A 26,833-nucleotide genomic window follows, 5' to 3' on the forward strand; every position below is an offset into this window, starting at 1 on the left:
CAATCGATTGAAGGATCGGTTACCCAGCGCGACCCATCAGGGCGGGCACCAGCAGAGCATCGATCTTGGCTGAGAATCTGCTTCTCCACGAGCCCGTCGTAAGGGTGGGCATGTTCGCCGTGGTTTTCGCGTCCATGGCGCTGTGGGAGCTGTTGGCGCCGCGGCGAGACCAGGCGATCGGCCGGCTTCGGCGCTGGCCAGCCAATCTCGGCATCGTCGTTCTCGACACCCTGCTCGTGCGCCTCGTCTTCCCGACCGCGGCGGTCGGGGTGGCGGTTGTCGCCGATGCGCGCGGCTGGGGCCTGCTGCCGGCCCTGGATGCGCCGCCGTGGCTCGCCGTCGTGGCCGCCGTGATCGCCCTCGATCTCGCCATCTACCTGCAGCATGTGCTGTTCCATGCGGTACCGGTGCTGTGGCGACTGCACCGGATGCACCACGCCGACCTCGAGTTCGACGTGACCACCGGTCTTCGCTTCCATCCGATCGAGATCGTCCTGTCCATGGCGATCAAGCTCGGCGTGGTGGCCGCGCTCGGCGCGCCGGCGGTGGCCGTGCTGATCTTCGAGGTCCTGCTCAATGCCACCTCGATGTTCAACCACGGCAATGTCCGTCTGCCGCTGCCCCTCGACCGCAGGCTGCGATGGCTCGTCGTCACCCCCGACATGCACCGCGTGCACCATTCGATCCTGCCGGCCGAGACCAACAGTAATTTCGGATTCAATCTCGCCTGGTGGGACCGTCTGTTCGGCACCTATCGGGCGCAGCCCCAGGCCGGGCATGCGGCCATGACGATCGGCATCGACCAGTTCCGTGATCCGCGCGAACTGCGTCTCGACCGCATGCTGCTGCAGCCGTTCCGCGACGACGATCGCAGCTATCCGATGGGACGGCGGGAGTCCGCCGCATGACACGGTCGCGCAGCCTGCCTCGTCTCGCGCTCGCCGCGGCAATTGCCGGTGGGGCGATCTGGCTGTGGGTCTATCGCGACGCCCTTGATTCCACCGCTTTCGAGGGCGCCGTCCGCAATCTCGGAGCCTGGGCGCCGGTGGGCCACATCGTGGCGTTTGCGCTCGGCACGATCCTCTTCCTTCCCGGAGCGATCTTCGGTCTGGCCGGCGGTCTGCTGTTCGGTCCGCTGTGGGGAACGGTTTTCAACCTTGCCGGTGCAACGCTCGGTGCGACCGGAGCCTTCCTCGTCGGACGCTACCTTGCCGCCGACTGGATGAGGCAACGGGCGGGTCCCGGCCTGCGACGGCTGGTCGATGGCGTGGAGGCCGAGGGCTGGCGCTTCGTCGTGTTCGTGCGGCTCGTGCCGTTCTTCCCCTTCAGCCTCAGCAACTACGCCCTTGGCCTGACGCGTATCTCCCTCAAGGACTACGTCGTCGCCTCGGCCGCCGGGATGCTGCCGGGTACCGTGGCATTCACCTGGCTTGGCCATGCGGGTCGTGAAGCGGCTGCCGGCAACGCTACGGCAGTCCGCTACGCCCTGCTGGCTCTCGCGTTGCTGGCGGCGATTGCGTTTCTGCCGCGCCTGATTCGGCGCCTGAGGCCGCGCCGGATTTTCAGCCGGGATGATCGGGTGAGTGAGCGTCTGGGGGAGTGAACAGAAGGGGCATTGTCTGGGCTCGCGAACCAGGGAGGATCGACCCATGGATGAGAAGTACGAAGGTGGCTGCCTGTGCGGCGCCGTCCGCTTTGTCGGCGTCGGCGCTCCCAAAGGGGTGTTCTGGTGTCATTGCCAAAGCTGTCGCCGGCACAGTGGGGCCCCCGTGTCCGTCTTCGTCGGTTTCGAGCTCGGCAGCTATACGGTGACCAGGGGCGAGATCACCAGGTTCAAGTCGTCCCCGGGCACGACGCGCGGGTTCTGCCGGGCCTGCGGCTCGACGCTGACGTGTGAGGTCGAACAGCTGCCCACCGAGACGCACTTCCATGTCGGCGCGTTCGATGATCCGACCGGCTTCAGCCCGTCGAAGCACTTCTTCCGAAACGAGCAGCTGCCCTGGCTGCACCTGAAATGAGCGCAGCGTTCCGAGTGTCTTCCATTCACGAGAGATAAGGAGGCCGAAATGAGCATTGACGCCAAGGAGAGTACTGCCGTCGACGCAGAGGTGCTGCGGAACGAGGTCAGGAGCAAGTATCGCGAGGTCGCGGCCAATCCCGGGGGCGAGCATCACTTCCATACCGGCCGCTACCTCGCCTCGCACCTGGGATACGACGAAGCGTTCGTCGCCTCGCTGCCGGATGCGGCCGTCGAATCCTTCGCCGGCGTGGCGAACCCGTTCTCCTTGCGGCCGCTGCAACGCGGCGAACGCGTCGTCGACGTCGGGTCGGGAGCCGGTTTCGACTCGTTCGTCGCCGCCCATCTGGTCGGACCCGAGGGCAAGGTGATCGGTGTCGACATGACGGCGGAGATGCTGGCCAAGGCGAGAGCCACCGCCGCAGCCTTGGGCAACGCGACGGTCGAGTTCCGCGAAGGCCTGGCCGAGCGGCTGCCGGTGGAAGATGCCTGGGCCGATGTCGTCGTCAGCAATGGTGTGATCAACCTGTGCCCCGACAAGAGGGCCGTCTTCTCCGAGATTCACCGGGTGCTGCGCCCGGGCGGATGGCTGCAATTCGCCGACATCGCCAACGGCAATCCGGTTCCTGCCGCCGCGCTCAACAACGTCGACTTGTGGACCGCTTGAATTGCCGGTGGTCTGCCGTGTGCAGCCTGGCAGCAAATGCTGGAAGAGGCAGGGTTCGCCGGGGTTCGGATCGGGCCGCCGGTAGACACGTTCAAGGGAGCGCGCGGCGAAAAGAATGCGCGCCGCTTCGCGGTCTTTGGCTACGCGTTTCTGGCCCGCAAGCTGGAATGAAAGATCAAGCGGCTGACGCCGCCTCTCGGCTGCGTGACGGCAACAGGAACGTGACGCCCCAGCAGGCGATGAGCAGGGCAGCAGACCCGGCCAGGCAGGCGACGATGCCGCCCGCCTGGTAGAGCGCGCCGGACAGCAGGATGCCGATCAGCCGGCCGGTCGCGTTGGCGGCGTAGTAGAAGCCGACATCCTCGGCGGCCTTCTCCGAGCCGGCATAGGCGAGGATCAGGTAGGAGTGCAGCGAGGAGTTGACGGCAAAGGGCAGGCCGAACAGCGCGAGCCCCGCGACGACGACGAGATCGGGCCGCCAAAGGTCGGCTCGCTGCAGCAGGATCGCCAGCACCAGCGGCACGGCGACCAGCAGGCCGGCCCACAGGCGGGCATTGGGCACCTCGCGGCTCAGCCCGTCGGCGCTGCGTGTCACCAGCCGCGGGGCGATCGCCTGGATGCCACCATAGGCAATGGTCCAGGCGGCGAGAAAGCCGCCGACCTCGACGAAGCGCCAGCCTGCGGCGTAGAGGAACACCGGCAGCCCGACGACGAACCACACGTCGCGCGCGCCGAACAGGAAGATGCGCGCCGTCGCCAGCAGGTTCACGCCGCGCGACTTGGCAAACAGCTCGCGCATCGTCCTCGATGCCTTGGCCTTGCCGAGCTGGCGCGGCAGCGACACCAGGCCCGCCGCGAGGATGACGGCAATCACGCCGGCCATCAGCCACAGCGCCGGCTTGAAGCCCATCAGGTCGAGCAGCAGGCCGCCGACGAAGAAGCCCAGCCCCTTCATGGCGTTCTTCGAGCCGGTGAACCAGGCGACCCAGTGGAAGAGCTGTCCCGCACCCTCGGCCGCCGTCGCCTTGATGGCCGACTTGGAAGCCGTCTTGGTGAAATCCTTGGCGAGACCCGCGATGCCTTGCGCGGCGACTACCCAGACGATCGACGCGGCTGCGCTCCAGTCCGGATCGAGCGCCGACAGCATGACCAGCCCGCCGATCTGCAGCGCCTGCCCGGCCAACAGCATGCGCGGGATGCCGAAACGCACGGCCAGCCATCCGCCGGCCAGGTTGGCGACGATGCCCGCGAACTCGTAGAGCAGGAACAGGAAGGCCAGCGTGAAAGGCGAGTAGCCGAGCTTGAAGAAGTGCAGCAGCACGACCATGCGCAGCGCGCCGTCGACCAGGGTGAACCCCCAGTAGGACGCGGTGACGATGAGGTAGTGGCGGACTGCGGGGAGCATCTTTGCCTTGAGCACAAGATCTTGCGGAAGTGGGCGTCACTCATCGGACCGCGGGCGTCTCGCCCGATCTTGAGAAGTGCGGGCGAGACGCCCGCGGTCCTATGAGTGACGCCCATGGCCATCACGCCTCCGCGTCGATCACGATGGTGGCAAGATCGACCATGCGGCAGACATAGCCCACCTCGTTGTCGTACCAGGCATAGACCTTGAGCAGCGTGCCGTCGGTCACCATCGTGCTCGGGCCGTCGACGATCGAGCTTCGCGAGTCGTTGCAGTAGTCGGCCGAGACCAGGGGGCGGGTCTCGTAGCCCAGGATGCCGGCCAACGGTCCACGCGCGGCCGACTCGAACAGCTGGTTCAGCTCTACCTCGCTCGTAACGCGTTCCAGCTCGAACACGCAATCGGTGAGGCTGGCGTTGAGCACGGGCGCGCGCACGGCGTGGCCGTTCAGCTTGCCCTTGAGCTCGGGATAGATCAGCGCGATCGCGGTGGCGCTGCCGGTCGTCGTCGGCGCCAGCGATGTCATCGCCGAGCGCGCGCGGCGCAGGTCCTTATGCGGCGCATCGACCACGACGTTGGTGTTGGTGGGATCGTGGATGGTGGTGATCTGGCCGTGCCGGATGCCGATCGACTCGTGCACGACCTTGACGACCGGCGCGAGGCAGTTGGTGGTGCAGGAGGCCGCCGTCAGCAGGCGATGACGGGCCGGGTCGTAGAGCCGGTCGTTCACGCCGACGACGACGTTCAGTGCCGCCGCGTCCTTGACCGGCGCGGCGACGATGACGCGCTTCACGCCACGCTCGAAGTACGGCTCGAGCTCCGCCGGCTTCAGGAACTTGCCGGTGCATTCCAGCACCATGTCGCAGCCGAGATCGCCCCACGGCACGTCGCCCGGCCGAGCCGCCGCGCTGAAGCCCAGCGACTTGTTGTCGATGCGGATCGCCTTGTCGTCCTCGACTCCGAATTCCGCGTGCCAGCGGCCATGGATGCTGTCGAACTCGAGCAGGTGCGCGGTCGCCGCCGCGCCGCCCTTGATCTCGTTCAGATGGACGACGTCGAGCCGATTGGCGGCGCGCGGATCACCTTTGGCGCGGCCTAGACCGCCCATCGCCGCGCGCAGGGCCAGTCTTCCCATGCGGCCCATGCCGTTGATGCCGACGCGCATGATCTTGTCTCCCTCAGGGTGCCGTGCGAACCGTGTCGCCGATCTCGTCGAGCCGCTTCTTCAGGGCGAGGCGGTCGAGCGAGGCGAACGGCAGGCTGGTGAAGATCTCGAGTCGGCGGCGCACCATGGCGTAGAGCTCGTTCAGCAGGGTCACGCGCTCGGTCGGCGAGCCTCTGAAGTCGGCGGGATCGGGCAGGGGCCATGCCGCGTTGACGTATTTCTGGCCGAGGTCGGGGCAGACCTGGCCCTGCGGCGAGTCGCAGAGCGCGATTACGAAGTCCATGCGCGGCGCGTTCGGGCCGATGAACTCGTTCCACGATTTCGAGCGCAGCCTCGATACGTCATGTCCGAGCTGCTTCAGGCGATCGATCACCTCCGGCATCGGCGCATCGGCCGGTTCGGAACCGGCGGAGTAGGCATGGAACCGCCCCTTGCCTATCCGCTCGAGCAGCGCCTCGGCGATGATCGAGCGTGCCGAGTTGCGCGTGCACAGGAACAGGACGTTGAACGCCGGTGTCATGAACTGCTCCGTCTGGTCGCCTTCTTTCAGGATGAGCCGCGTGATGTCGCCGCACAGGTCGGGCCGGCCGTTGCAGCAATCGTGGGCCAGAAAGGTCACGAGGCTGCGGTATGCCTTGACGTCGGCGCGGTAGTTCATCGTGCGCCCGGCACGCTCGACGTGCGCGAGGCCGGCCCGGATCAGCACGCCGAGATGGGCCGACATGGTGTTGTGCGGCGTGTCGCAGGCGCGTGCCAGCTCTCCAGCCGGAAGGCAGCCCGGATGGGCTGCCAGCAGATGGCGCAAGGCGGCGAGGCGGGTCGGCTGGGCGAGCGAGCCCAGGCGGTCAATGGCAACGGGATCCATGGGAACGAGGCGTCCTGGTGCGGATGGAATGGCCGGGCGATGTCACAAATACTCAACATATGTCGATAAGTCTGGACACATCGAAATACCATGCCGGAGGGACCTTGCCCATGCTTATTTTCAGGCGCGCAGTTTTCAGGCGGGTCGGCCTTGCGATGCTGATGGCGCTCGCCAGCGGAACGTCAGCGCTGGCGGATGACCTGGCGGGAGCAGGGTCGAGCTTCGTGAGCCCGATCCTCAAGAGGTGGTCGGCCGACTATCAGGCCAAGGCGGGCCAGCCCGTGAAGTACCAGTCCATCGGGTCAGGCGGCGGGATCACTCTGGTCAAGCAGGAAACCGTCGACTTCGCGGCGTCGGACGCCCCGTTGAAGCCGCAAGAGCTGCAGAAATCTGGTCTGGTGCAGTTTCCGCTGGTCATCGGCGGCATCGTGCCGGTGGTCAACATCGAGGGCGTGAAGCCGGGAGAGCTCAAGTTCACCGTTGCCCCTGGCGCCGGCGCCCGTCGGCCAGGCGACCGCCATCCCTTCGCCGACTCTGTCGCGAAGGGTCATCGCGGACGGAGGGGTCACGCTCTTCCGCACCGCGGGCGTCTCGCCCGCTCATGCTCTTGATCATGCGCGGGCGCGACGCCCGCGGTCCGCATGAGTCATGACCCCTCCGCCTGCCTGCGCGAAGCCGAAGCGGCTTCGCTTCGGCGAAGGCAGGTCGCCGTATGACGGCGACACCTCCCCAGCGAAGCTGGGGAGGAGAATGACGGAAGAGCCACTCGCTACGCGGCACGACTGCCCGTCACCGCGAACGGCGGGAGGAAGAACACCGGCGCGAAGCCGCCGCCTGGCGTCCTGAAGTTCGTCGTCTGGCCCTGGTAGAGCCTGGCCGCGGCCAGCAGGACATCGCCATCGTAGGTGTAGAGGCGGATGTCGGCCTTCAACGGTTCGTGTCCGGCACCAGCTTCGACCCTGCGTTCGCCGGGCGGCGCGAATTCCTGGGCGACGTAGTCGCTGGCGACAATCTGCTGCCAGACGCCGCGCGTGAGCTTGTCGCCGCGATAGACGGCCTTGGCGCCGTGGCCCGCGGCCGGCTTGAAGAAGTAGCCCTTGCGCGCGTGCCACAGGTCGGCGGCGTTCCCGGCCGACACCCTGACGGTACGCGGGATGTGCGCGGCCCTGGCGGCAAGCCCGGCATCGAGGCCGAAGCCTTCGAGGCGGGCGCGATCCGACAGCAGGGTGAGATTGCGCTTGTCGGCGAGAAGCGCGTGATTGCGCGGATTGGGCGTCAGCACGACAGCCCCGTCGAGATACGCCGTCCGGAGGGCCTGATGCTCAGGTCGATCGAGCGCGAAGTCGACCAGGCGGTTGTAGACGAGGTCGACGGGCGCATCGCCTGCCCACAACTTCCCCGTTTCATACCGCAGCGCCGATGCATCGGCGATCACCGCGTCGATGCCATGGCGCCGGAAGGTTTCGCGCGCCAGCAGGAACTCGGGGTAGAGGTACTGATCCTCCGGGCCATCGTCGACGATGGCGATGCGCTGCAGAGCCGTATCGCGCTGCGTGGCCCATTCGGCCCTGAACATGGCGATGACCGTGGCAACGAAATCATGGAGCAAGGGGAGGCGGAAAGCGCTTTCCACCTCGGGGCAGCACGCGCGCTGGGCCTTGGCCAGCAGCGCGTTGAGGAACGCACCGCCCGCATTGGTGTTGACCTCGATCAGCCTGGGGCCGGAGGCGCTCAGGTGAAAGTCGTATCCCATGAGCGCGCCGCGGGGGCCCGGATCGAAGCGGGCGATCCCGGGGGCCCACGCCAGCGCCGCTTCGCGCCAGGCCGGCAGGCGCGCCGCCGTTTCGATCATGCGGACGACGGCGGTCATCTGCTCCAGATCGCGCACGGCGTGGAACACCGGTACGTTGGAGAAGAGGTGCTCGCGCGGTCGAAGGTAACGGGCCGAGAACTCCGGATCGCCCGCCTGCTGCTCGAGAGCGGCGTACAGGCGCTCGCGGTCGAGCGTGATGCAGAAGCACGCGCTGTTCAGCCACTGGGCGGTCAGGGGCTGCTGGACTCCCATGGTCGTCAGCCGGCGACCAGCTGGAAGGCGATGCCGGACAGCAACGCGCCGAGGATGGCGAAGGCGAGATACGCCGCGAAGACCTGCCGCTTGGCCACGCCCCATACCGCGAGGGCCGCCGGGATCGACGTCACGCCACCGCCGACCAGGAAGGCCATCGCCGCGCCCGGCGCCATTCCCTTGTCCATCAGGCCGGCGACCAGGGGCAGGGCGGCGTTGCCGTTGAGATAGCTCGGGATGCCGACGAGTGTCGCGCTGAGGATCGACACGAAGCCGCCGTCGCCTGCGACGCCCGCGATCAGGTCGCCCGGCACGTAGGCCACCATGAGGCTCTCGAGGGCGAAGGCGACGATGAGCCACTTGCCGAGGAAGAGGGCGTTGCCGCGCGCGCCGGCCCAGAAGGTCTCGCGGCGCGCGGGCTCCTGCCAGTAGCGCCAGACCACGTCCTTGGGATTGCGGATCTTCGAGCCGGCGCAGCCGCCATTGCCGACGCCTTCCTGCAAGGGCGATCCGGTCAGCGCACCGCTGCGCTGCAGGGCCAGCACGCCGAAGCCGCCCAGCAGGCCAATGGCGATGGCGGCGACGGTCTTGGCGACCGCGAACGGCAGGCCGAGCACGCCGGTGGTGATGGCGAACATCGACGGGTCCATCAGCGGCGAGGCGAGCCAGAACGCCATGACGGGGGCGAGGGGAACGCCGGAGGCGAGAAGTGCAGCAACTATGGGGATGACGCCGCACGAGCAGAAGGGCGAGAGCGCGCCCATCAGGCTGGCGAACAGGACCATCAGCTCGGGTCGACCGGAGAAGGCCCTGGCGATCAGGTTCTCCGCGCCGGTCGCCTTGGCATAGGCGGCGAGCGCGATCGACAGAACGAAGAACGGCAGCACGCCCCATACCGCCTTCGCCGTGAACACGGCCGAGCTCGCGGCCTGCTGCGGCACGACAAGGGCGAGAACGACGAAGATCACGGCGACTGCCGACCATGCCGGGTCGATACGAAGCCGACGCCACTCGCGGGCCTCGGTCAGGATGCTCTGAATCGACATTTCCTATTCCTCTAGGTCTATAGATATTTTTCCGCAAAAAAACTCAGGCGGCCTCGCTGTCTTCGTCGAAAGCGATGCCCGCGCAGCATTCCTCCCGGACATAGTCGAGCACTTCGCCCACTGCCTTGTAGTTGGCAGTGCAGATGCACTCGCGGCCGCGACGTTCCTGGCAGAGCAGCCCCGCCCCCGCCAGGGTGCCGAGGTGATGGCCGAGAGTCGTCGCCGGAATGCCCAGCATGCGCTGCATCGTGCCGATATTCGCCCCCTCGCGGCCGGCACGAACGAGCAGCTTGAAGATGCGCAGCCGCGTGCGGTTGCCCAGCGCCGCCAAGGCGTCGGCCGCCGCCTGCTCGCGTTGTCGTGCCCGTCCAACCATGCAATATCCATATCACTAGATTTCTAGATGTCAACTACCGGGAGCGGTTCAGGGTAGTCCCGCGTACACGGTGTGGACGGCATAGGCCTTGTCGAACGTCCTATCAGGGTACGGCAGGCGCTCGCTGCCGCCGAGGTGAAAGGCGAGGCGACCTTCCCGCGCCAGGTTTCGATGGCGCCGGCTGACATGGCGATGCATCACGGGCGAGAAGTCCACTCCGCAGTGAGGGCCGCGCGAGGCGAGGCCGGCGACCTTCGCCAGGGTATTGCCGTGGCCGGACCCGATCTCGAGCACGCAGTCGGCCGGATCGAGGTGAAGCAGCCCGAGAACGATGTCGTTCTCCGCCGCAGTTTGCGTTGCCATGACGTGCGCAACGAGCTTGCCCAACAGCCCGGTCGGGCAACGCCCCTGCTTTGCGATCAGCAACGGTTTGCGCATGGCCAGCCTCCGGTCGATTTCAGATGCGATGTGTTCGCGAGCTTCCGAACCCGCGCGATCCGACGAGATCGCGCGCTAGCGGAGCGCCTCCGCGACCGCGGTCGCCTTGCGCCACACCTGCTTGCTGCAAACGATCAGCACGCACCCCTCCACCACCAGGGCATCCGCACCGCGCCGCTTCACCGTGGCCCGGTAGGTCTGGCCGTCCTCCGGATTGTAGATCCGCCCCTGCCAGCCGCCGGCCGGATCTGCCTTCAGGCCCGACAGGATCGTGAGGCCAACCAGTGGCCGGGTGCGCAGCCCGGTGTCGGCATTCTGGGCGTCGAGGCGTGGGCGGCCGCGCTCGTCGAGAGCGTCCCACAGCCAGCGGATGGTGCCGCAGAGCGTGGCGCCGTCAGGACAGGGCGCAAGCTCGACGACGGCGGAAACACCGGGCGTCGCCCAGCGCCCGAAGACCCCGTCCGCCGCCTGCGCCGGATGAAGCGCCGCGAGAAGCGCCAGCGAGAGGTAAAGGGCACGCAGCGCCCTCATGGACGGAGCTCCGCCGCGACCTTGCCGGCAACGATGGCCCGGAACTTCTCTGGATAGCTGGGATGCTCCGTGCCCATGAGCTTGTCCCACCATCTGAAATAGAGGCAGTAGTTGCAGCGTCCGAGCTCGTGGTGAAGGTCGTGGCCGGTGCTGGTGTTGTTCCAACCCAGCCATCGGCCTGGCGTGAAGGCGGCCGGATGCAGCTCATAGCCGGCATGGCCCATCACGTTGCGCACGATCTGCGCCGCCACGAAGATGAACAGCGAGAGGGCATGCATTGGAACCAGGGCCGCGAACAGGGGCACGAAGGCGCCCTGGACGATCGCCTCGGGGACGGAGAACGAGTAGGCCGTCCAGACGGTCGGGGTGCGTGACAGGTGGTGCCAGCGATGGAACAGGGCGAACAGGCGGCGGTGGTGCATCAACCGATGCGTCCAGTAGAAATAGGCATCGTGGGCCACGATCATCAGGCACAGGGAAAGAACGAGGTAGACCGGTCCCGCCTCGGCGAAGCCATTGTAGATCGTCACCCCTCCCTCGCGGGCCGCGATATAGAGCCCGAAGCCCAGCAAGGAGAAGATCAGGGCCGAGCGCAGCGACGACAGGATCTCGCGACGGAGATCGCTGGCGCTGGCGTCGCGCGCCTGGATTTTTCGATGCTTCAAGACGGTCGGCGCGAGCATGCGCAGCAGAAGCGCGAGAGACCCTGCCGCCACCAGGTAGCGGGCGGTGTCCATCGCCCAGATACCCGGCAGGGCGGAGGCGTGTTTCTGCAACAATTCCATCATCGGCTTGCTCTCCTTCGTGGCGAGGGGAGCTTGCCGGGGCGCCGGCCCGGACATCGCGGCGCATTCGAAAATCAGCCGGTTTTGGCCCGAATTCGCTTGCCGATTTCGAATTCGACCAGCGTCAGCCGCAGCCGGCCCCGCCGGCCTGGCGGCGGAACTCGGTCGGGGTCATGCCAGTGTCGGCCTTGAAGGCCCGATTGAACGGGGACAGGGACTGGAAGCCTGCATCCAGCGCGATGGTCAGGATGGGGACGTCCCGCTGCGTCGGGTCGGCCAGGGCCTGCCTGGCGTCGGCCAGGCGATGGCTGTTGAGGTACTCGTTGAAGTTCCGGAAGCCCAGGCCGCGGTTGATGACCCGGCGCAGCCGATGCTCGGGCAGGCCGAGCTTGGCCGCCAGGTCGCCGATGGTGAGGCCCTCCCGGCGGTACAGCCGCTCGACCGACATCAGGCGCTCAAGTTCGCCCAGCATCGCAGGATCGACCGGCTCCGCCGGTGGCTCCTCGCGGATCGCCTCGGTCGCTGGCGCCGGTTGGACGGGTTCGGCCAGGAACCCCGCAAGATCGGCTTGTAGCAGCACCACGGCGATCACCGCGGCGATCAGCGACAGAGCGGCGGCGTTGAGCAGGTGGACGGCCGGAGGAACGTGGTCGGGACCAATGGAGATGTCGATGGTGGCCGAGACTGCCGTGTGCAGCACGACCGCGGCCAGGACGAACAGGCGGAGCCGGCGCCGGCGCTCGACCAGGTCTCCGCGCCAGCCGGTAACGGTCTGAACCACGGCGAGAAGAACAAAGGCGACAGGCACGAGACGCAACGCGGCCGCGATGGGCCAGTTCGCGGCGACGTCGATGCCGAACGAAGCCGTTTGCGAACAGACGACAAGCAGCAGCCACCACGCACCATGCCATGGCGTCGGCCGAAAGGAATCGTCGAACGCCGCGCGCGTGAACAGCCAGAACACCACCACATTCCCGGCGCAAATCACCCCCAGGGGAGCAAACCAGAGCGAACGGGGGTGGTCGGGCATCGAACAAAGGGCGTAGGCAGCCGCGCCGATCGACAGGGCGGCGCCAAGCCAGGCGACCGGCCGGCCGCCGCCTTGTCGCAACACGGCGACGGCAATGAGCAGGAAAAGCGCGATGCCAGCGCCGCGCAGGCCCGTGTCGAGGCTGCCTATCGAGCTTGTTCCCATCATGCGGCCACAGCCATACCCGCCGTGAGATCAGGCCGCCATGACCGAATCAGGGGCTTTTCTGCTGAGAGGGGTTGCCAAGCGCCAGACAATTGAAAGTATCGGACGGCAACGGCTTGGCGTCGGCGCCAGGTCAGAGGAGGCGGTGTCCAGGTCGAGGCAACATCTTCCGGCACGTCACCGCTCTCCCGCTTGCGAGAGCTTGCGAGGGAGAGGGTTACGAGGGAGAGGGCATACGATCCGTCGCTTGTGTGATTGCACGCCGGTTGGCTGCAATCTCGATCCACGTCGGCGGGACGGCCTGCAAAGCGTGCAATTCCCGCTGTAGTCACTGGCGTCCGGTGCGTTGCGCGGTCAGCCCTCATCGAGCGTGATGACGCTGACGCAAAGCCCGGCGCGTGACGCAAATCGACTTGGCGGTCACCACTTGCGTCACGGCCAAGTCGTTGAAGAGCAAGGGAAATGACGCTGTGACGCAAATGACGCAAATTATCCCGGCGAAGCTCTTCGAGGACCGGCGTGCCGCCAGCCTTCTTCCACGGTCGCCGAGCGGGCTGCCGTCGCGGGGCAGCTCGCAGGCGATCGCCGTGGAGCGTGGCGTGCTACTCGGCCGCCTGCTTGCCGAGGCCCTTCGGCACCGCGGCCGAGGCGGCGGCGAAGCGCGGCGAGTCGGTGACCTTGAGCGCCTCGGCGGCGTCCTTGTTCTCCATGATCTTGGCCATGATGGCCTGGCCGGCGCGATCGAACACGGCGCGGTTGTCGATCAGGAACTTCTGCGATTCGCGCAGCTTGGCAACGTAGCCGTTGATCTCGGGGATGACGTAGCGCGCCACCAGGTCCCAGCTGCGGAAGGTGTTCTCCGGATTGGCCCAGTCGTGCACGAAGCCGACCACGGTGCCGAAGCCGCCGCTCTTGTCGTAGACCGACTTGATCATCTTCACCAGGTCGTCGGGCGTGCCGATGGTCGAGGCCGCGCCCTCGACGAAGGCCGTCTTGTCGACCGCCTCGTCGGGCGAGTTGAACGGCACCGCGCCCGGCCGCTGCAAGGTGCCGGTGATGTATTCGTTGTGCCACTTCATCAGGCCGTGCTTCGCCTGCTGGCGCGCTTCGTCGCGGGTCTCGGCGACGTGCCAGTTGAGCAGCACGCGCCAGTTCTTGCGATCGACCGTGGTGCCGTGCTTCTTCGCGGCCGCCTCGGCGAAGCCCCACTGCGTCGGCAGGGCGAGCAGGCCCTGGTCCGACATCGAGCCGAGCGAGATGATGCCGATGCCGTACTTGCCGGCGAGCGTCATGCCCGACGGGCTGATCTGCGAGGCGACAGCGAAGGGCATGTCCTCCTGCAGCGGCAGGAGCTGAAGGGCGGCATCCTGCAGGGTATACCATTCGGTCTTCTTCGTGATGCGCTCGCCGCGCATCAGGCGGCGGATGACGTCGATCGCGTCGTCCTGGCGGTCGCGCTGGACCATCGGATCGATGCCGAGCGTGTGGGCGTCGGACGGCAAAGCGCCGGGACCGGAGCCGAAGATGGCGCGGCCACCGGTCATGTGGTCGAGCTGCACCATGCGCTGGGCGACGTTGTAGGGATGATGATAGGGCAGCGAGATCACGCCCGTCGCCAGCTTGATGCGCTTGGTGCGCTCGCCGGCGGCGGCGAGGAACATCTCGGGCGAGGCGATCATCTCCCAGCCGCTCGAATGATGCTCGCCGCACCAGAACTCGTCGTAGCCGAGCTCGTCCAGATGCTCGACGAACTTGAGGTCGCGGCGGAACTGCAGGGTCGGGTTCTCGCCGATCGGATGGTGCGGCGCCAGGAAGGCGCCAAAGCCGAGTCGCTGCATAAGAAAACTCCTGTGCGTCGGGAGGGCGTAACATGGTGGGCCGGCGGGGTCGATCAGATATGGAGCATGAGCAATGGCGTTGCTGAACAACCGGGTTGCACTGGTGACAGGCGGGGCGCGCGGCATCGGCCGGGCCATCGCGATTTCGCTGGCCGAAGCCGGCGCCGGCGTTGCCGTGAATTATCGCGAGCGCGAGGCCGAGGCGCGGAATGTCGTCGACGCGATCCGCAGCGCCGGCGGGCGCGCCATGATGGCGAGAGCGGATGTGTCGCAGGCGGCCGACGTGACGGCGATGATGGCGTTGGTCGAGCGCGAGCTCGGCCCGATCGACGTGCTGGTCAACAATGCCGGGGTCGGGCTGGTGCGCAGCGTGGACGAGCTCACGGAAGCCGACTTCGACCTGACCATCGCGGTCAACCTCAAGTCGGTGTTCCTGTGCATCCAGGCCGTCGTGCCCGGCATGCGCGCGCGCCAGTGGGGCCGCATCGTCAACATCTCGTCGGGCGCGGCGCGCGGCGCCGGCGGAGTCGGGCCGCACTACAACGCGTCGAAGGCGGGGATGGAGGGCATGACGCGCGGCTACGCCGCCCGCCTGGTCAAGGACGGCATCACCGTGAACGCCGTGGCGCCGTCGCTGATCGAGACCGACATGGTGCGCAGTGGCGTCGCCGCGTCGCCCGCGCGCATCCCGCTCGGCCGCTTCGGCACGCCCGAGGAATGCGCCCAGGTCGTGATGATGCTGGTCGGCAACGCCTACATGACCGGCCAGACCGTGGCGCTCAGTGGCGGGCTGTCGTTCCTGTAAGGGTCGTGCTCATGCGGACCGCGGGCATCTTGCCCGCTCATGAATCATGATGAAGGCGCGGTCGGCTTCGCCGAGCCGCGCCATGAGCAGGCAAGATGCCCGCGGTCCGTATGAGCATGAGTGCAATCAAGTGCACGAGCCTCGTGGCTGCAGACTGCAGCCAGCATTGCCCGTGTCAGGCGACTTCCAGCACGATCGCGCTAGCCTGCGATCCATGACTGTCAACCTGTCGCCGCCGCTCTTTGAAGCGGGAGGCAACGTCGTGATGGAGCGGGCATTGGATGACGACCCCGAACGCAAAACGTTGGCCCGAACGCAGGAGGCGTTGCCGAACGGTCGCTTGCGTTCGGCCAACTCCTTGATTCGAAAGGCTCCGAACGCAGCGAACGCACCGAACGCAGGATTGCGGGGTCGTTCTATTCTGGGGGCGGCGAGTGACCCCCTCCGCCAGCCCTGGCGTGCTCCGGCGACCGCCCGAAGCGCCCAGCTCCCTGATCCGCGCACGTCCGGATTCCCTGATCCGTGCAGGACGATCCCTGATCCGCTTCCGAAATTCCCTGTTCTGGTGCGAGCAATTCCCGTTCCGATTCCCTGTTATGCGGTCGACGCCGGCCAAAGAACGCGGGCCAAAGCCCTGCACCAACTGGCTTTTCGCGCCGTCATGCTGGTCGCACGCTCCCGCAGGTCGGCATGGCGTGAGCTCATGCGGACCGCGGGCGTCTCGCCCGCTCATGGACAATATGAGCGGGCGAGACGCCCGCGGTCCGGACGGGTCCGAGCGTGCGCTCCAAGAGGTCACGACCTCAAAGCGGCCGGCAAAGAGAGGACAAGCATGAAGCCAGCGCGAGCCTTTGTTGCCAACGTCGTTGCTGCCCTTGTCATGGCTGCCGCCACCGCAGCGTGGGCGCAGGCCTGGCCGACTGGTCCGATCCGAATCGTCGTCGGCTATGCGCCGTGCGGCAGCTCGGACATCTCGGCGCGCATCGTCGGCGAAACTCTGTCGCAGGTGGTGGGCCAGCCGGTGCTGGTCGAGAATCGTCCCGGGGCGCAGGGCGGCATCGCGCTCGACACCGTCGCGCGCGCCAGGCACGACGGCCACACGCTGCTGGTCAGTCCGGCGGAGGCTGCGCGCGCTCGACGACACGGGGCCGTTCGATGTCGGCAGGACGCTGGCGCCGATCACCGTCCTGACCTCGCAGCCTCTGGTGATCGCCGCCAATCCGCGGACGGGCTGGACGTCGATCGCCGACATGATGGCGGCGGCCAAGGCCAATCCGGCGGCACTGTCCTTCGCCACGCCGTCGGCGGGCGGCACCAACGTGATCGTCGGCGAGATGATGTTCCGCCGCGCCGGCGTGAAAGTGCTGAACATCCCCTACAAGGGCGGTGGCCAGGCGGTGCAGGACGTGCCGGGCGGGGCCGTGCCGTGGGCGTGCTGGGCGCGGGGCCGGTCATGCCCTGCGCGCAATCGGGCCGGCTCAGCCTGCTTGCCGTGACGTCGAAGGAACGCTCGGCGATGCTGCCCGACATCCCGACGATGGCCGAGGCAGGTTTTCCGGAGATCGCCATCACGCAATGGTTCGCGGCCTTCGCGCCGGCCGGCACGCCGGGCGAGATCGCCCGAGCGCCTCGCGGCGGCCTGCGCCAAGGCCCTGTCAGATCCGACGGTGCGCGAGCGCCTTGCGGGTGCTGCGCTGGAGACCGTGGGCGGCACACCGGACGAATTCTCGCGTCGACTTACCGCGGAAGGCGACGCGTGGTTGCGGCGGGCGCGGGATTCGGGCTGGGTCGCAACTGATGCTGCGGATCCTCGGCAAGGCGACCTCCATCAACGTGCGCAAGGTGCTGTGGACTTGCGAGGAGATCGGCATTGCCTTCGAGCGCGCCGACGACGGGGCGGAGCTGGTGCAGAATCCGAACGGCCTGGTGCCGGTGATCGTCGATGGCGACTTCGTGCTGTGGGAGAGCAACAGCATCATCCGCTACCTCGCCGCCAAATGGACGGCCGAGGCTCTGCTGCCGACGGAGCCGCGGGCGCGTGCCGAGGTCGATCGCTGGATCGATTGGCAGGCGAGCGAGTTCAACTCGGCCTGGCGGTACGCCTTCTCGGCCATCGTGCGGCGCGATCCGGCGTTCGCCGATGCCGAGCAGATCGAGCGGTCGAAGCAGGCGTGGACGCGCATGCTGGCGATCCTCGACGGCCGGCTCGCCGCCACCGGCGCCTACGTTGCCGGCGCCTCCTTCACGCTGGCCGACATCCCGATCGGCCTGTCGGTCAATCGCTGGTTCCTGACGCCGATGGAGCGGCCGAACTTCCCGGCCGTGTCGGCGTACTACGAGCGGCTGTCGCAGCGCCCGGCGTTCCTGAAGCATGGCCGCAATGGCGTCGTTTAGTTTGCTGCTTCATTTGGACCGCGGGCGTCTCGCCCGCTCATATCTTCATGAGCGGGCGGGACGCCCCCGGTCCAGAAGAAAGTGGCACGCTCCCGGCGAAGAAGAGGATGAGCCTAGTGTCTGATGAAACCCTGTCGCCGACCGAGCGGCTGATCGCCTTGTGGGATCACCTCGGCCTCGGCGTCGCCCATGTCGCCACGCAGATGCCGGGGGACATTGCCGGGCTGGCGGCCGGTTTCCCCGAGCGGCTGGGCGGCGTGGTGCTGTGCGTTCCGACGCGGCTCGATCCCGATCCTTTCGCGGCGGTCGGCGATCGCCTGCTGATGGTGAGCGGGCAGGGCGGGCTCACGGCCGACGTGACGGCGCGCGCTCTGTCGCGCCTGCCCGGCGCGAGGCGTCACGTGCTCGCGGGATACGACGCGCCGGGCTGGGCCGACGTGATGGTCGACCGGACCGCCGAGATCGTGCGCGAGATGACGGCGCTGCTCGCGACCAGCAAGGCCGACACACCCTCGGCCGGTGCGCGCGAAGGCACGCACGCGGGCATCACCTATCGGCTGGAGGGTTCCGGCCCGGCGCTGATCCTGCTGCCGTTCTTTCTCGCGCCGTCGCAATGGGTGCCGGCCGTGGCGGCGCTGTCGCAGCGTTTCACCGTGGTGACCCTGGGTGGCCGCCATCTCGGTGGCGTCGCCGCGCTCGAGGATCGCGCCCGGGCGCCGACCTACCAGGCGATGTTCCGTACCCTGATCGACCTGATGGCCCCGGCGCCGGGCGAGTCGATCCTCGATGTCGGCTGCGGCGCCGGCTCGCTCGATCGCCTGCTGGCGCGCCGCCTCGGCGGCGCCAACCCGATCACGGCGATCGACGTCAACCCCTTCCTGATGAGCGAAGCCGCGGCGCTGGCGCGCGAGGACGGCCTGGGGGACGCCATCCGCTTCGCGCCCGGCAGCGCCGAGGCGCTGCCTTTCGCCGATGCCTCGTTCGATTGCCTGTTCTCCGTCACCGTCCTTGAGGAGTGCGATGCCGATCGGGCGCTGGCCGAGATGGTGCGCGTGGCCAGGCCCGGCGGCCGCGTCGGGGTGATCGTGCGCTCGATCGACCTGCCGCAATGGTGGAGCGTGGCGATGCCGGAGCCGTTCCGGCGGCGGATGGTGACCCCGCCGCAATCGGTCGCCGCCAACGGCGTCGCCGATTCGAGCCTCTATCGCCGGGCGCAGGCGGCGGGGCTCGGCGAACTGGTGTGCTTTCCATCGCTGGTCACGCTCGATCGACCCGACGGCCCGATCTGGCGCTATCGTGAAGATCACCTGCTGGCGTCGTTGACGCCCGAGGAGACGGCGGTATGGCGGCGCGCGCGCAACGAGGCGCTGGACCAGGGCCTGCTGTTCATGGCTCATCCGATGCACTGCGTCGTCGGACGCAAGCCCGGAATTCGTGATTGAGTCGGTTCATGCTCATCCGGACCGCGGGCGTCTCGCCCGCTCTTCGGCGTGCCTTGCGCGCCTCTGATCGGCGCACATGCGTGCGCCGGGCGGGCGAGACGCCCGCGGTCCGGATGAGCATGAAATCAGCGCGGCACGGTCATGCCTGCGAGGGTCGACACGTCGTCGCTCCTGTCGAGCGTCCACACGGCGTCGATGAGGGGACGGACGTCGTGATCGGCTCGCCAGCTGCGCGCCTCGTCGGTGAGCTTGCTCTCGATGTCGGAATCGGTCAGCGGATTGGCGGTGCTGCCGCGCGCCGCTTTGGTCGACACCGAGTGTTTCGCGCCATCGGCCGTCCAGAGATCGACCTCGGCGGCGATGGTCGAGAGGGCGGGGTCGCTCGCGACCTCGATCCGCTGTCGCATCGCGCGCACCTCGGGATGGTCGACGCAGGCGTCGGTGAACTGCTCGAGCCCGGCCTTGCCCAGCACCAGGGCGGCGGCAACGGCGTGCTGCAGGCTGACCTGCGCTTCGCGGCCGGTGGCGACGTTCGGCCGGTCGGTCCGCTGCAGCAGCAGCGGGTTGCCGCGCACGGCGATGCGCGCGACCTGCGCACCGGGATGCTGCCGCCGCCAGTCGAGCGCGCAGTCGAGCACGGGGTGGATCACGAAGCCAGCCGGGTAGGGCTTGAGCGAGTTCTCGGTCACCTCCCAGGTCTCGCCCAGCCGGTCGGTGAGGGCCGGCCAGACGGGCGGCTCGCCCATGGCGGCGAGAAACCCCTGGGCGCCGGCGATCGGCTCGGCTGGCCCGGCGAATCCCTTGTCGGCCAGCAGGGCGGCGAGCAGGCCGTTGCGCGCGGCGTTGCCGACGCTGACGCTCTTGGCCGGCCAGCCGAGGCATTCGCACAGGCCGCCCGACTGGGTGGCCGCACTGCCCAGCGCCCACACGGTGCGGTCCGCGTCGAGGCCGAGCAGGCGTGCCGCGCCGGCCGCCGAGCCGAACACGCCGCAGGTCGAGGTGATGTGCCAGCCGCGCGGATAGTGGCCGGGCGATACGGCGAGACCGACGCGGCATTCGATCTCGAAGCCCAGCACGAAGGCCGCCAGCAGCTCCGGTCCGCTGACGCGGCGCAGCTCGGCGAGCGCCAGCAGGGCCGGCGCGAGCGGCGCGGTCGGATGCACGACGGTCGGCAGATGGGTATCGCAGAAGTCGAAGACGTTGGCGCCGGCGGCGTTCAGGAAGGCGGCGTTCAATGCATCGATCCGCTCGTCGCGGCCGATCACCGTCGCCTGCCTGCCGCCAGAGAACTCGGCGAGGGTCTTCAACGCGAGCTCGACCGGCTCGGTGCGGCAGCCGGCGAGAGCCACGGCAAAGAAGTTGAGCAGGGCGCGCTTGGCCTCATGCCGCGCCCGCTCAGGGATGTCCTCCCAGCGCGTGTCGACGACGAAGCGGGCGAGGGCAGGCGTGACGCCCGGTCTTGGTTGCATGGAGGTCATTCCGGAGTGGCAGAAAGCGCCGCGGCCGCGGCGCCTGCTTCCTACTACGACCGGCCGCGCGGGCAGTGCAACGTTGTTGCGGCAAGACAGGCCGGTGGCGAGCGCCCCATGGGAGCAAACTTTGGTCGAACTGACAATGTCCTCATCCTGAGGAGCGCCCGCAGGGCGCGTCTCGAAGGATGGGCCACTCGGGAGATCGTTGGAAACGCGCTGTCGCGGTATCCACTGTGCTGCCGACCCTTCGAGACGCCACGCTGCGCGTGGCTCCTCAGGGTGAGGTTCCTTTGTCGCTTAGAGCCTATGAGCGCACTACTCCGCGGCCAGCGGCCGCGCTTGGCGTTGCGGCGTCGGCGCCTTGTGGAAGATGCCGTCCTTCATGATGGCGACCAGGCGCGCCGGATCCTGCAGGATCGTGACATCGATGGACGGATCGCCGTCGACCAGCAGCAGGTCGGCGAGGAAGTCTTCCTTGACCTGGCCGAGCTCGACGGCGCCGCGCTCGGTCTCACCGGGGCCGGCGCCGGCGGCCATCAGCTCGCCGCCCAAGCGCGTCGCCGCGACGATCGCCTCCATCGGCGTGAAGCCGAACAGGGTGACGAAATGCTCCATGTCGCGCGCGTTGCGCGGCATCGGGTTGAAGGCGAAGCCGTAGTCGCCGCCCGGCAGCACGCGCACGCCGCGCCTGTGCAGCGCCTTCATGTTGTCGATGCCGCGCACGAGCTCGTTGTCGAAGCGCCGCTTCACCGCGTCGGGCAGGGCGACGCCGCGCACCGGCGCCTCCTTGTAGGCGCTCCAGGTGATGCCGATGGTCGGCGCCACGAACACGCGATCCTTGGCGGCCTCGAGCATGTCGAGCGCTTCCTCGTCGCAGAGCGTCGCGTGATAGATCACGTCGACCCCGTGACGCAGGCACATCTTCACCGCGCCGGCGCTGCGCGCGTGCGCCGCCATGCGCTTCTCGTGCGCAACCGCGACCTCGGCGACGGCGGCGACCTCGGCATCGGTCATTACCGTCATGTGCGCCTTCGAGCCTGGCGTGCCCTCGTCGCCCGAGGGGTTGATCTTCAGGATGTCGACCCCCTCACGCACGAAGAAGCGGGCCCAACGGCGGAACTCCTCCGGACCGTCGGCGACCACGGCGAAGGTCTCGCGATGCAGGTGGTTCAGGCGCACGTCGCCCAGGCCGCTGGTCACCGTCATCTCGAGCGAGGCCGCGAGCATGCGCGGGCCCACGATGTCGCCGGCATTGATGGCGTTGCGTACCACGACGTCGAGGCGCGGCTTGGCGGAGGCGGCGCTGTGCAGCGCGGTGAAGCCGTGGTCGAGCAGGAGGCCGGCGAACTTCGCGGTGAGCAGCGTGTGCTCCTCCGGCGGCACCTCGCCCAACGCCGGCGAGGACGGCGTGTTGATGAAGCTCGGATGGGCATGGGCCTCGACCAGGCCCGGCATCAGCGTGGCGCCGCCGCCATCGACCACGACGGCATCGGGGGCGGCGGCAAGCGTCGCCGGCCGGCGCGCCAGCGCCTTGATGCGGTTGCCGCTCACCAGCACCTCGGCAGCGAACGGCGCCGCCCCGGATCCGTCGATCACCCGGACGTTGCGTAACAGCGTATCGGTCATGGCGCGCTCCCCTCCCCGGGCCTGATATTGTTGACGGTAATGTACAATCTTCTCTTCACCCTCCCCCGCTTCGCTGGGGTGGTGTCCGCGTCATCGCGGACGGAGGCGTCATGGTCTTCCGGACCGCGGGCGTCCCGCCCGCTCATTCTCATAATCATGAGCGGGCGGGACGCCCGCGGTCCGCATGAGCCATGACCCATCCGTCGCCTCCGCGACTTTCTGGATTTCGGCGGCCTTACCCCATCACGTCCTTCTCGTGGAACTCGATGCCGCGCACGACGTCGGCGGCGGTGCCTTCGTACTCGACGCGGCGCAGCTGGGTACGGCGGATCTTGCCGGAGATGGTCTTGGGCAGTTCGGTGACGAACTCCAGCCGGCGGATGCGCTTGAACGGCGCCAGCCGCTTGTGGGTGTAGTCGAGGATCGAGCGCGCCGTCTCGCGGGACGGCGGCGCCGACGACACCAGGAGGATGTACGCCTTGGGCACGCTCAGGCGAATGTCGTCCGGCGTCGGCACGATCGCCGCCTCGGCGACGGCCTCGTGCTCGATCAGCACGCTCTCGAGCTCGAACGGGCTGATGCGGTAGTCCGACGACTTGAAGACGTCGTCGGCGCGGCCGACGAAGGTGAGGTAGCCGTCCTCGTCGAGGGTCGCGACGTCGCCGGTGCGGTAGACCTCGCCGTCGGCGCCGGCGAGCTTGCCCGCGGCGTCGGCATAGCCCTGCATCAGGCCGGCCGGGCGCTCGCCTCTGAGGTCGAGGCAGATCTCGCCTTCGCTGCGCTGGCTGCCATCGGCGTCGAGGATCAGCACGCGATAGCCCGGCATCGGCCGGCCCATGGCGCCGGCCTTGACAGGCTGGCCGGGCGAGTTGGCGACCTGCGCCGTCGTCTCGGTCTGGCCGTAGCCGTCGCGGATGGTGAGTCCCCACGCCTCCTGCACCTTGTTGATGACCTCCGGGTTGAGCGGCTCGCCTGCGCCGCAGACCTCGCGCAGCGCCAGCTTGCAGGCGGCGAGGTCCTCCTGGATCAGCAGGCGCCACACCGTCGGCGGCGCGCAGAACGTCTTGACGGCGCAGCGCTCGAGCACGCCCAGCAGCGCCCTGGCGCTGAACGGCGCCTGGTTGACGATCAGCACCGTGGCGCCGGCATTCCACGGCGCGAAGAAGGTGCTCCAGGCGTGCTTCGCCCAGCCGGGCGAGGAGATGTTGAGATGCACGTCGCCGGGCTGCAGCCCGAGCCAGTACATGGTCGACAGCGCGCCGATCGGATAGCTGCGATGGCTGTGGCGCACCAGCTTGGGCTTGGCCGTGGTGCCCGAGGTGAAATACAGCAGCAGCGGATCGTCGGCATTGGTCGGGCCGTCGGGCGCGAAGTCGGCCGGGCAGGTGTAGGCGTCGGCAAGCGGCAGCCAGCCGTCGATCGGCCTGGCACTGGTGTTGACGAACACCACGCCGTCGCGCGGCAGGCCGGCGCATTTGCCGACCTGGTCCTCGTCGGCCACGATCATGCGGGCGCGGCCGCGCTCCACCCGATCGGCCAATTCCTCGCCGGTCAGAAGCGTCGTGGCGGGGATGACGACGACCCCGAGCTTCATCGCCGCCAGCATGATCTCCCACAAGGGCGCCACGTTGTTCAGCACCAGCAGCAGGTGATCGCCGCGCTTGAGGCCGTGGCCGCGCAGGAAGTTGGCGACCTGGTTGGAGCGCGCCGCCAGCTCGGCGAAGGTGAGCCTGGTCTCGCGCCCGCTGGCCACGTCGACGATCCACAGCGCGTCGCGGTCCTTGCTCGCGGGATTGCCTGCGAGCTCGGCGTCGAACCAGTCGATGGCCCAGTTGAACGGCACGGGATCCGGCCAGCGGAAACCGGCGACGGCCTTGTCATAGTCGGTGCGATGGGCGAGCAGGAATTCGCGGGCTTGGCGGAAAGTCGGCATGAGCGTTTGCACCCTTCGTTCGCCCGCTCATTCGCTGGCCAGTCATTCCTGGACTGGCGAGCCTTCGAGAGCGAGCGGCGTATCTTGCGCGGGCCGCTCGTCGCCGTCGAGCCGCAGGCAGCCGGCATTGAGGCCGCCGCCCGGAGACTTTTCGACGGGCGCAATGAACAGGGCGGTCACCTTGAAGCTGCCGACCACGAGGCGCGCCTCGCTCAACCAGCGCGCGGCGCGAATGGCGTTGCCGGTCCCATCGATGCGCAGCCAGCCGCACAGGGTGGGCCGCTCGCCGGAGGTGTCGATTCGCACGTAGGCGGTGTCGTCGCCCTTGAAGGCGCCGGCCCGGCTGTTGACCCGCCATTCGAATGGCACGGCGCGATAGAGCTTCGCATCCTCGGCCGAGACATCGATCGTGCCGACATAGTCGCTCTTCGCCAGCGACGGGTCGCGGATCCAGCCCATGTGGGCGGCGAACCCGAACGCCACCAGCGCCAGCCCCATCAGCAGGATCACCCAGCGCGGAATGCCGGTCATATCTTTTCCTCCCCAATGAAGTTGGGGAGGTGTCGCCGTCTAACGGCGACCTGCCATCGCCGAAGCGAAGCCGCGTCGGCTACGCGCAGGCTGGCGGAGGGGTCAAGGTCTTCCGGACCGCGGGCGTCACGCCCGCTCATTATCATGACCATGAGCGGGCGAGACGCCCGCGGTCCAAGGGACCATGACCCCTCCGCCCCGTACGACGGGGCGCTTCCCCCGCGCAGACGCTGGGGAGGAGAAAGCGCGAGCGGGGATGGGGGTCCTTCGACAAGCTCGGGACTGGCGCTCGCGGTCCGCAAGAGCTTGACCATGTCACGCCAGGATCGTCGTCAGGCCGCCGTCGACCACCAGCGTATGGCCGGTCATGTAGGAACCGGCGTCGGAGGCGAGCAGCAGCAAGGGGCCGCGCAGATCTTCCGGCTTACCCCATCGATGGGCGGCGGTGCGCTGCTCGAGCATGGCGTTGAAGGCGGCGTCCTGCTGCAGCGGCACATTGAGCTCGGTGCGGATGTAGCCCGGCGCGATGGCGTTGGCGGTGACGTGCGGGCCGAACTCGGCGGCAAGGTTCTTGGTCAGGCCGACCAGCCCGTGCTTGGCCGAGACATAGCCCGCCACCGAGGCGCGGCCGAGGATCGCCATCACCGAGGAGATGTTGACGATGCGGCCGTACTTGCGCGCCAGCATGTGGCGGCCGACCTCGCGCGCCATGACGAACTGGCCGATCAGGTCGGTCTCGATCGCTTTGCGGAAAGTATCGGTCGGCGTGTCGACGATCGCTTCGCGATAGATGATGCCGGCATTGTTGACCAGCACGTCGATGCGGCGATGGCGGCGCACGATGGATTCGACTTGCTCGCGTACCTCGGCCTCGTCGGTGATGTCGATCGGCACGACATGCGCCTTGCCGCCCTTGCGGGCGATCGCCCGCGCCGTCGCCTCCAGCTCCTTCACCGTGCGTCCGGCGCACAGCACCGTCGCGCCGGCGGCAGCGAGGGTGAGCGCCATGTCGCGACCCAGCCCGCGCGAGGCGCCGGTCAGCAGCACCACGCGGTTCTTCATCGAAAACAGATCGGTCATGTCCCGTTCGCTTTGCCTCCCGGGACGATCCTAGCCTATGAGAGGGGCGACGGAACCCTGGGGGAGCAGCATGGCGAAATCTGGCAAGGTGGCGATCGTGACCGGCTCGGCCACCGGATTGGGCGCGACCTGCGCCATCGATCTGGCCGAGAAGGGCTGGAACATTGCGATCAACTACACCAAGAGCAAGAAGGAGGCCGACGAAACCTACGCGGCGGTGACCGCCAAGGGCGTCGAGGCGATCCTGGTGCAGGCCAACATGGGCGAGGATGCCGACTGCCGCCGGCTGGCCGCCGAGACGATGAAGAAATGGGGCCGCATCGACGGCCTGATCAACAATGCCGGCACGACCAAGTTCCAGGCCCAGGGCGATCTCGACGGCGTGACGCCCGAGGATTTCGACACCATTTTCCGGGTCAACGTCACCGGTCCGTACATGATGAGCCGCGCCGTCTATCCGGCGATGAAGAAGCAGTGGGAGGACAAGCAGGAGCGCGGCTCGATCGTGCACGTCTCGTCGATCGCCGGCGTCATGGGCGTCGGCAGCTCGATCCCCTACGGCTGCTCCAAGGGCGCGCTGAACACGCTGACGCTGGCGCTGGCGCGCCAGTTGGCGCCAGCGGTGCGCGTCAACACGATCTGCCCCGGCTTCATCCAGACGCGCTGGCTTCCGAGCGTCCTCGGCGTCGAGAACTACAACAAGCTCAAGGAGTCGCAGGAGCAGAGCGCGCCGCTGCGCCAGGCCGGCACAGCCGAGCAGATGGCCGAGGCGGCGCTGTTCTTCCTGACCAGCGCTTCCAACATCACCGGCGAGTTCCTGATCGTCGACGCCGGCACCCATCTCGGCATGCTGCCGATGAAGCCGCGCTGATGATCATTCTCCTCCCCAGCTCTGCCGGGGAGGTGTCCGCGTCATCGCGGACGGAGGGGTCAAAAGTCACGTCGATGGCCCATGACCCCTCCGTCGGCGCAAGAGCCGACACCTCCCCAGCGAAGCTGTCAGCGAAGCTGGGGAGGAGAATGAAGAGTTCGCCGCGATCCCCTCAGTCCGCCGCCTCGTCGGCAGGCTGCGCAGTCGCGCGGCCAAAGGCCTCGGCGGCGTTCTTGACGTGGCGGGAAGCGAGCAGCGCGGCCAGCTCCTCGTCGCCGTCGATCAC

At 68.0% G+C, this 26,833-nt stretch carries 27 protein-coding genes and 1 pseudogene; 12 read left to right on the forward strand and 16 right to left on the reverse strand.

The features are described 5' to 3' along the window. Positions 1–110: 110 nt before the first annotated feature. From AB7O82_RS16750 to AB7O82_RS16765, 4 genes are read left to right on the forward strand one after another with little or no spacing between them, the layout of a single operon-like run. Positions 111–908, forward strand: coding sequence for a sterol desaturase family protein (locus AB7O82_RS16750; RefSeq protein WP_428619827.1), 798 nt, complete (start codon positions 111–113; stop codon positions 906–908). After that, entirely contained in the window at positions 905–1,603 is a 699-nt protein-coding gene (locus AB7O82_RS16755; protein ID WP_428619814.1) for a TVP38/TMEM64 family protein, read from the forward strand. Before AB7O82_RS16750 ends, AB7O82_RS16755 begins: the two co-directional genes overlap by 4 nt. Positions 1,604–1,649: 46 nt before the next feature. Beyond that, on the forward strand, positions 1,650–2,018 hold the full coding sequence (locus tag AB7O82_RS16760; RefSeq protein WP_428619816.1) for a GFA family protein: 369 nt from the start codon (positions 1,650–1,652) through the stop codon (positions 2,016–2,018). Between the two features lie 48 nt (positions 2,019–2,066). After that, positions 2,067–2,855 (forward strand): methyltransferase domain-containing protein, encoded by a 789-nt coding sequence (locus tag AB7O82_RS16765; protein WP_428619817.1) that lies wholly within the window; start codon positions 2,067–2,069, stop codon positions 2,853–2,855. 4 nt (positions 2,856–2,859) lie between these two features. On the opposite strand, the gene arsJ is transcribed toward AB7O82_RS16765, so the two are convergent. The 3 genes from arsJ to AB7O82_RS16780 form a co-directional block, all read right to left on the reverse strand. Beyond that, on the reverse strand, positions 2,860–4,089 hold the full coding sequence (gene arsJ / locus AB7O82_RS16770; RefSeq protein ID WP_428619819.1) for an organoarsenical effux MFS transporter ArsJ: 1,230 nt from the start codon (positions 4,087–4,089) through the stop codon (positions 2,860–2,862). A 121-nt stretch (positions 4,090–4,210) separates the two neighbouring features. Next, positions 4,211–5,254, reverse strand: coding sequence for an ArsJ-associated glyceraldehyde-3-phosphate dehydrogenase (locus AB7O82_RS16775; protein ID WP_428555519.1), 1,044 nt, complete (start codon positions 5,252–5,254; stop codon positions 4,211–4,213). 13 nt (positions 5,255–5,267) lie between these two features. Next, positions 5,268–6,119: a helix-turn-helix domain-containing protein gene (locus tag AB7O82_RS16780; protein ID WP_428555516.1), complete on the reverse strand. Its 852-nt coding sequence runs from the start codon at positions 6,117–6,119 to the stop codon at positions 5,268–5,270. Positions 6,120–6,142: 23 nt separating this feature from the next. Here AB7O82_RS16780 and AB7O82_RS16785 point away from each other — a divergent pair, with 23 nt between their 5' ends. After that, positions 6,143–6,730, forward strand: a complete 588-nt coding sequence (locus AB7O82_RS16785; protein ID WP_428619828.1) for a substrate-binding domain-containing protein — start codon at positions 6,143–6,145, stop codon at positions 6,728–6,730. 158 nt (positions 6,731–6,888) lie between these two features. Here the strand turns inward: AB7O82_RS16785 and AB7O82_RS16790 are convergent, their stop codons facing one another. From AB7O82_RS16790 to AB7O82_RS16825, 8 genes are all read right to left on the reverse strand, one after another. Then, positions 6,889–8,184, reverse strand: coding sequence for a hypothetical protein (locus AB7O82_RS16790; RefSeq protein ID WP_428556349.1), 1,296 nt, complete (start codon positions 8,182–8,184; stop codon positions 6,889–6,891). A 5-nt stretch (positions 8,185–8,189) separates the two neighbouring features. After that, the gene (locus AB7O82_RS16795; protein ID WP_428556352.1) at positions 8,190–9,230 is read right to left on the reverse strand and encodes a permease; all 1,041 of its coding nucleotides are present in this window, start codon (positions 9,228–9,230) and stop codon (positions 8,190–8,192) included. 43 nt (positions 9,231–9,273) lie between these two features. Next, the gene (locus AB7O82_RS16800) at positions 9,274–9,606 is read right to left on the reverse strand and encodes an ArsR/SmtB family transcription factor (protein WP_428619821.1); all 333 of its coding nucleotides are present in this window, start codon (positions 9,604–9,606) and stop codon (positions 9,274–9,276) included. Positions 9,607–9,654: 48 nt separating this feature from the next. Further along, positions 9,655–10,044: a class I SAM-dependent methyltransferase gene (locus tag AB7O82_RS16805; RefSeq protein WP_428556005.1), complete on the reverse strand. Its 390-nt coding sequence runs from the start codon at positions 10,042–10,044 to the stop codon at positions 9,655–9,657. A gap of 75 nt (positions 10,045–10,119) precedes the next feature. Further along, positions 10,120–10,575: a DUF2147 domain-containing protein gene (locus AB7O82_RS16810; RefSeq protein WP_428556008.1), complete on the reverse strand. Its 456-nt coding sequence runs from the start codon at positions 10,573–10,575 to the stop codon at positions 10,120–10,122. Beyond that, the gene (locus AB7O82_RS16815) at positions 10,572–11,363 is read right to left on the reverse strand and encodes a sterol desaturase family protein (protein WP_428619823.1); all 792 of its coding nucleotides are present in this window, start codon (positions 11,361–11,363) and stop codon (positions 10,572–10,574) included. The genes AB7O82_RS16810 and AB7O82_RS16815 overlap by 4 nt, the downstream gene beginning before the upstream one ends. 121 nt (positions 11,364–11,484) lie before the next feature. Further along, complete coding sequence (locus AB7O82_RS16820) at positions 11,485–12,390, reverse strand: helix-turn-helix domain-containing protein (protein WP_428619824.1); 906 nt, start codon at positions 12,388–12,390, stop codon at positions 11,485–11,487. A gap of 767 nt (positions 12,391–13,157) precedes the next feature. Next, positions 13,158–14,393, reverse strand: coding sequence for an LLM class flavin-dependent oxidoreductase (locus AB7O82_RS16825; protein WP_428556361.1), 1,236 nt, complete (start codon positions 14,391–14,393; stop codon positions 13,158–13,160). A 73-nt stretch (positions 14,394–14,466) separates the two neighbouring features. Here AB7O82_RS16825 and AB7O82_RS16830 point away from each other — a divergent pair, with 73 nt between their 5' ends. The 6 genes and pseudogenes from AB7O82_RS16830 to AB7O82_RS16855 all read left to right on the forward strand — a co-directional run bounded on the left by AB7O82_RS16830 (position 14,467) and on the right by AB7O82_RS16855 (position 19,034). Next, positions 14,467–15,198, forward strand: coding sequence for an SDR family NAD(P)-dependent oxidoreductase (locus tag AB7O82_RS16830; RefSeq protein WP_428556358.1), 732 nt, complete (start codon positions 14,467–14,469; stop codon positions 15,196–15,198). A gap of 880 nt (positions 15,199–16,078) precedes the next feature. Beyond that, positions 16,079–16,303: pseudogene (locus AB7O82_RS16835) on the forward strand (tripartite tricarboxylate transporter substrate-binding protein); the annotation flags it as partial. Between the two features lie 19 nt (positions 16,304–16,322). Next, the gene (locus tag AB7O82_RS16840) at positions 16,323–16,694 is read left to right on the forward strand and encodes a tripartite tricarboxylate transporter substrate-binding protein (protein ID WP_428619830.1); all 372 of its coding nucleotides are present in this window, start codon (positions 16,323–16,325) and stop codon (positions 16,692–16,694) included. Then, entirely contained in the window at positions 16,652–16,996 is a 345-nt protein-coding gene (locus AB7O82_RS16845; protein ID WP_428554833.1) for a tripartite tricarboxylate transporter substrate-binding protein, read from the forward strand. Before AB7O82_RS16840 ends, AB7O82_RS16845 begins: the two co-directional genes overlap by 43 nt. Further along, on the forward strand, positions 16,996–17,592 hold the full coding sequence (locus tag AB7O82_RS16850; RefSeq protein WP_428554831.1) for a glutathione S-transferase family protein: 597 nt from the start codon (positions 16,996–16,998) through the stop codon (positions 17,590–17,592). The genes AB7O82_RS16845 and AB7O82_RS16850 overlap by 1 nt, the downstream gene beginning before the upstream one ends. Before the next feature lie 116 nt (positions 17,593–17,708). Beyond that, positions 17,709–19,034 carry a methyltransferase domain-containing protein gene (locus tag AB7O82_RS16855; protein ID WP_428554828.1) on the forward strand — a complete coding sequence of 442 codons (1,326 nt, stop codon included), beginning with the start codon at positions 17,709–17,711 and terminating at the stop codon, positions 19,032–19,034. Positions 19,035–19,159: 125 nt separating this feature from the next. Here the strand turns inward: AB7O82_RS16855 and AB7O82_RS16860 are convergent, their stop codons facing one another. From AB7O82_RS16860 to AB7O82_RS16880, 5 genes are all read right to left on the reverse strand, one after another. After that, positions 19,160–20,503: an MmgE/PrpD family protein gene (locus AB7O82_RS16860; protein WP_428554825.1), complete on the reverse strand. Its 1,344-nt coding sequence runs from the start codon at positions 20,501–20,503 to the stop codon at positions 19,160–19,162. A 318-nt stretch (positions 20,504–20,821) separates the two neighbouring features. After that, positions 20,822–22,132 (reverse strand): amidohydrolase family protein, encoded by a 1,311-nt coding sequence (locus AB7O82_RS16865; protein ID WP_428619825.1) that lies wholly within the window; start codon positions 22,130–22,132, stop codon positions 20,822–20,824. A 235-nt stretch (positions 22,133–22,367) separates the two neighbouring features. Further along, complete coding sequence (locus AB7O82_RS16870) at positions 22,368–24,065, reverse strand: AMP-binding protein (RefSeq protein ID WP_428554253.1); 1,698 nt, start codon at positions 24,063–24,065, stop codon at positions 22,368–22,370. 42 nt (positions 24,066–24,107) lie between these two features. Beyond that, a complete protein-coding gene (locus AB7O82_RS16875; protein ID WP_428554235.1) occupies positions 24,108–24,596 on the reverse strand; it encodes a hypothetical protein in 489 nt (162 codons plus the stop codon). A 315-nt stretch (positions 24,597–24,911) separates the two neighbouring features. Beyond that, a complete protein-coding gene (locus AB7O82_RS16880) occupies positions 24,912–25,676 on the reverse strand; it encodes an SDR family NAD(P)-dependent oxidoreductase (RefSeq protein ID WP_428554237.1) in 765 nt (254 codons plus the stop codon). A 70-nt stretch (positions 25,677–25,746) separates the two neighbouring features. On the opposite strand from AB7O82_RS16880, the gene AB7O82_RS16885 reads away from it, so the two are divergent. Continuing rightward, positions 25,747–26,547: an SDR family NAD(P)-dependent oxidoreductase gene (locus AB7O82_RS16885; protein ID WP_428554240.1), complete on the forward strand. Its 801-nt coding sequence runs from the start codon at positions 25,747–25,749 to the stop codon at positions 26,545–26,547. Positions 26,548–26,833: the final 286 nt, after the last annotated feature.

This window comes from Reyranella sp. (assembly GCF_050185545.1).
Lineage (GTDB): Bacteria > Pseudomonadota > Alphaproteobacteria > Reyranellales > Reyranellaceae > Reyranella.

Excerpts from the sequence above, each read along its gene's own strand:
- AB7O82_RS16750 (WP_428619827.1), top strand. The coding sequence starts at position 111 with ATGTTCGCCGTGGTTTTCGCGTCCATGGCGCTGTGGGAGCTGTTGGCG.
- AB7O82_RS16755 (WP_428619814.1), top strand. The coding sequence starts at position 905 with ATGACACGGTCGCGCAGCCTGCCTCGTCTCGCGCTCGCCGCGGCAATT.
- AB7O82_RS16760 (WP_428619816.1), top strand. The coding sequence starts at position 1,650 with ATGGATGAGAAGTACGAAGGTGGCTGCCTGTGCGGCGCCGTCCGCTTT.
- arsJ (WP_428619819.1), bottom strand. The coding sequence starts at position 4,089 with ATGCTCCCCGCAGTCCGCCACTACCTCATCGTCACCGCGTCCTACTGG.
- AB7O82_RS16775 (WP_428555519.1), bottom strand. The coding sequence starts at position 5,254 with ATGCGCGTCGGCATCAACGGCATGGGCCGCATGGGAAGACTGGCCCTG.
- AB7O82_RS16780 (WP_428555516.1), bottom strand. The coding sequence starts at position 6,119 with ATGGATCCCGTTGCCATTGACCGCCTGGGCTCGCTCGCCCAGCCGACC.
- AB7O82_RS16785 (WP_428619828.1), top strand. The coding sequence starts at position 6,143 with ATGGAATGGCCGGGCGATGTCACAAATACTCAACATATGTCGATAAGT.
- AB7O82_RS16790 (WP_428556349.1), bottom strand. The coding sequence starts at position 8,184 with ATGGGAGTCCAGCAGCCCCTGACCGCCCAGTGGCTGAACAGCGCGTGC.
- AB7O82_RS16795 (WP_428556352.1), bottom strand. The coding sequence starts at position 9,230 with ATGTCGATTCAGAGCATCCTGACCGAGGCCCGCGAGTGGCGTCGGCTT.
- AB7O82_RS16800 (WP_428619821.1), bottom strand. The coding sequence starts at position 9,606 with ATGGTTGGACGGGCACGACAACGCGAGCAGGCGGCGGCCGACGCCTTG.
- AB7O82_RS16805 (WP_428556005.1), bottom strand. The coding sequence starts at position 10,044 with ATGCGCAAACCGTTGCTGATCGCAAAGCAGGGGCGTTGCCCGACCGGG.
- AB7O82_RS16810 (WP_428556008.1), bottom strand. The coding sequence starts at position 10,575 with ATGAGGGCGCTGCGTGCCCTTTACCTCTCGCTGGCGCTTCTCGCGGCG.
- AB7O82_RS16815 (WP_428619823.1), bottom strand. The coding sequence starts at position 11,363 with ATGATGGAATTGTTGCAGAAACACGCCTCCGCCCTGCCGGGTATCTGG.
- AB7O82_RS16820 (WP_428619824.1), bottom strand. The coding sequence starts at position 12,390 with ATGCCCGACCACCCCCGTTCGCTCTGGTTTGCTCCCCTGGGGGTGATT.
- AB7O82_RS16825 (WP_428556361.1), bottom strand. The coding sequence starts at position 14,393 with ATGCAGCGACTCGGCTTTGGCGCCTTCCTGGCGCCGCACCATCCGATC.
- AB7O82_RS16830 (WP_428556358.1), top strand. The coding sequence starts at position 14,467 with ATGGCGTTGCTGAACAACCGGGTTGCACTGGTGACAGGCGGGGCGCGC.
- AB7O82_RS16845 (WP_428554833.1), top strand. The coding sequence starts at position 16,652 with ATGCCCTGCGCGCAATCGGGCCGGCTCAGCCTGCTTGCCGTGACGTCG.
- AB7O82_RS16850 (WP_428554831.1), top strand. The coding sequence starts at position 16,996 with ATGCTGCGGATCCTCGGCAAGGCGACCTCCATCAACGTGCGCAAGGTG.
- AB7O82_RS16860 (WP_428554825.1), bottom strand. The coding sequence starts at position 20,503 with ATGCAACCAAGACCGGGCGTCACGCCTGCCCTCGCCCGCTTCGTCGTC.
- AB7O82_RS16865 (WP_428619825.1), bottom strand. The coding sequence starts at position 22,132 with ATGACCGATACGCTGTTACGCAACGTCCGGGTGATCGACGGATCCGGG.
- AB7O82_RS16870 (WP_428554253.1), bottom strand. The coding sequence starts at position 24,065 with ATGCCGACTTTCCGCCAAGCCCGCGAATTCCTGCTCGCCCATCGCACC.
- AB7O82_RS16875 (WP_428554235.1), bottom strand. The coding sequence starts at position 24,596 with ATGACCGGCATTCCGCGCTGGGTGATCCTGCTGATGGGGCTGGCGCTG.
- AB7O82_RS16880 (WP_428554237.1), bottom strand. The coding sequence starts at position 25,676 with ATGACCGATCTGTTTTCGATGAAGAACCGCGTGGTGCTGCTGACCGGC.
- AB7O82_RS16885 (WP_428554240.1), top strand. The coding sequence starts at position 25,747 with ATGGCGAAATCTGGCAAGGTGGCGATCGTGACCGGCTCGGCCACCGGA.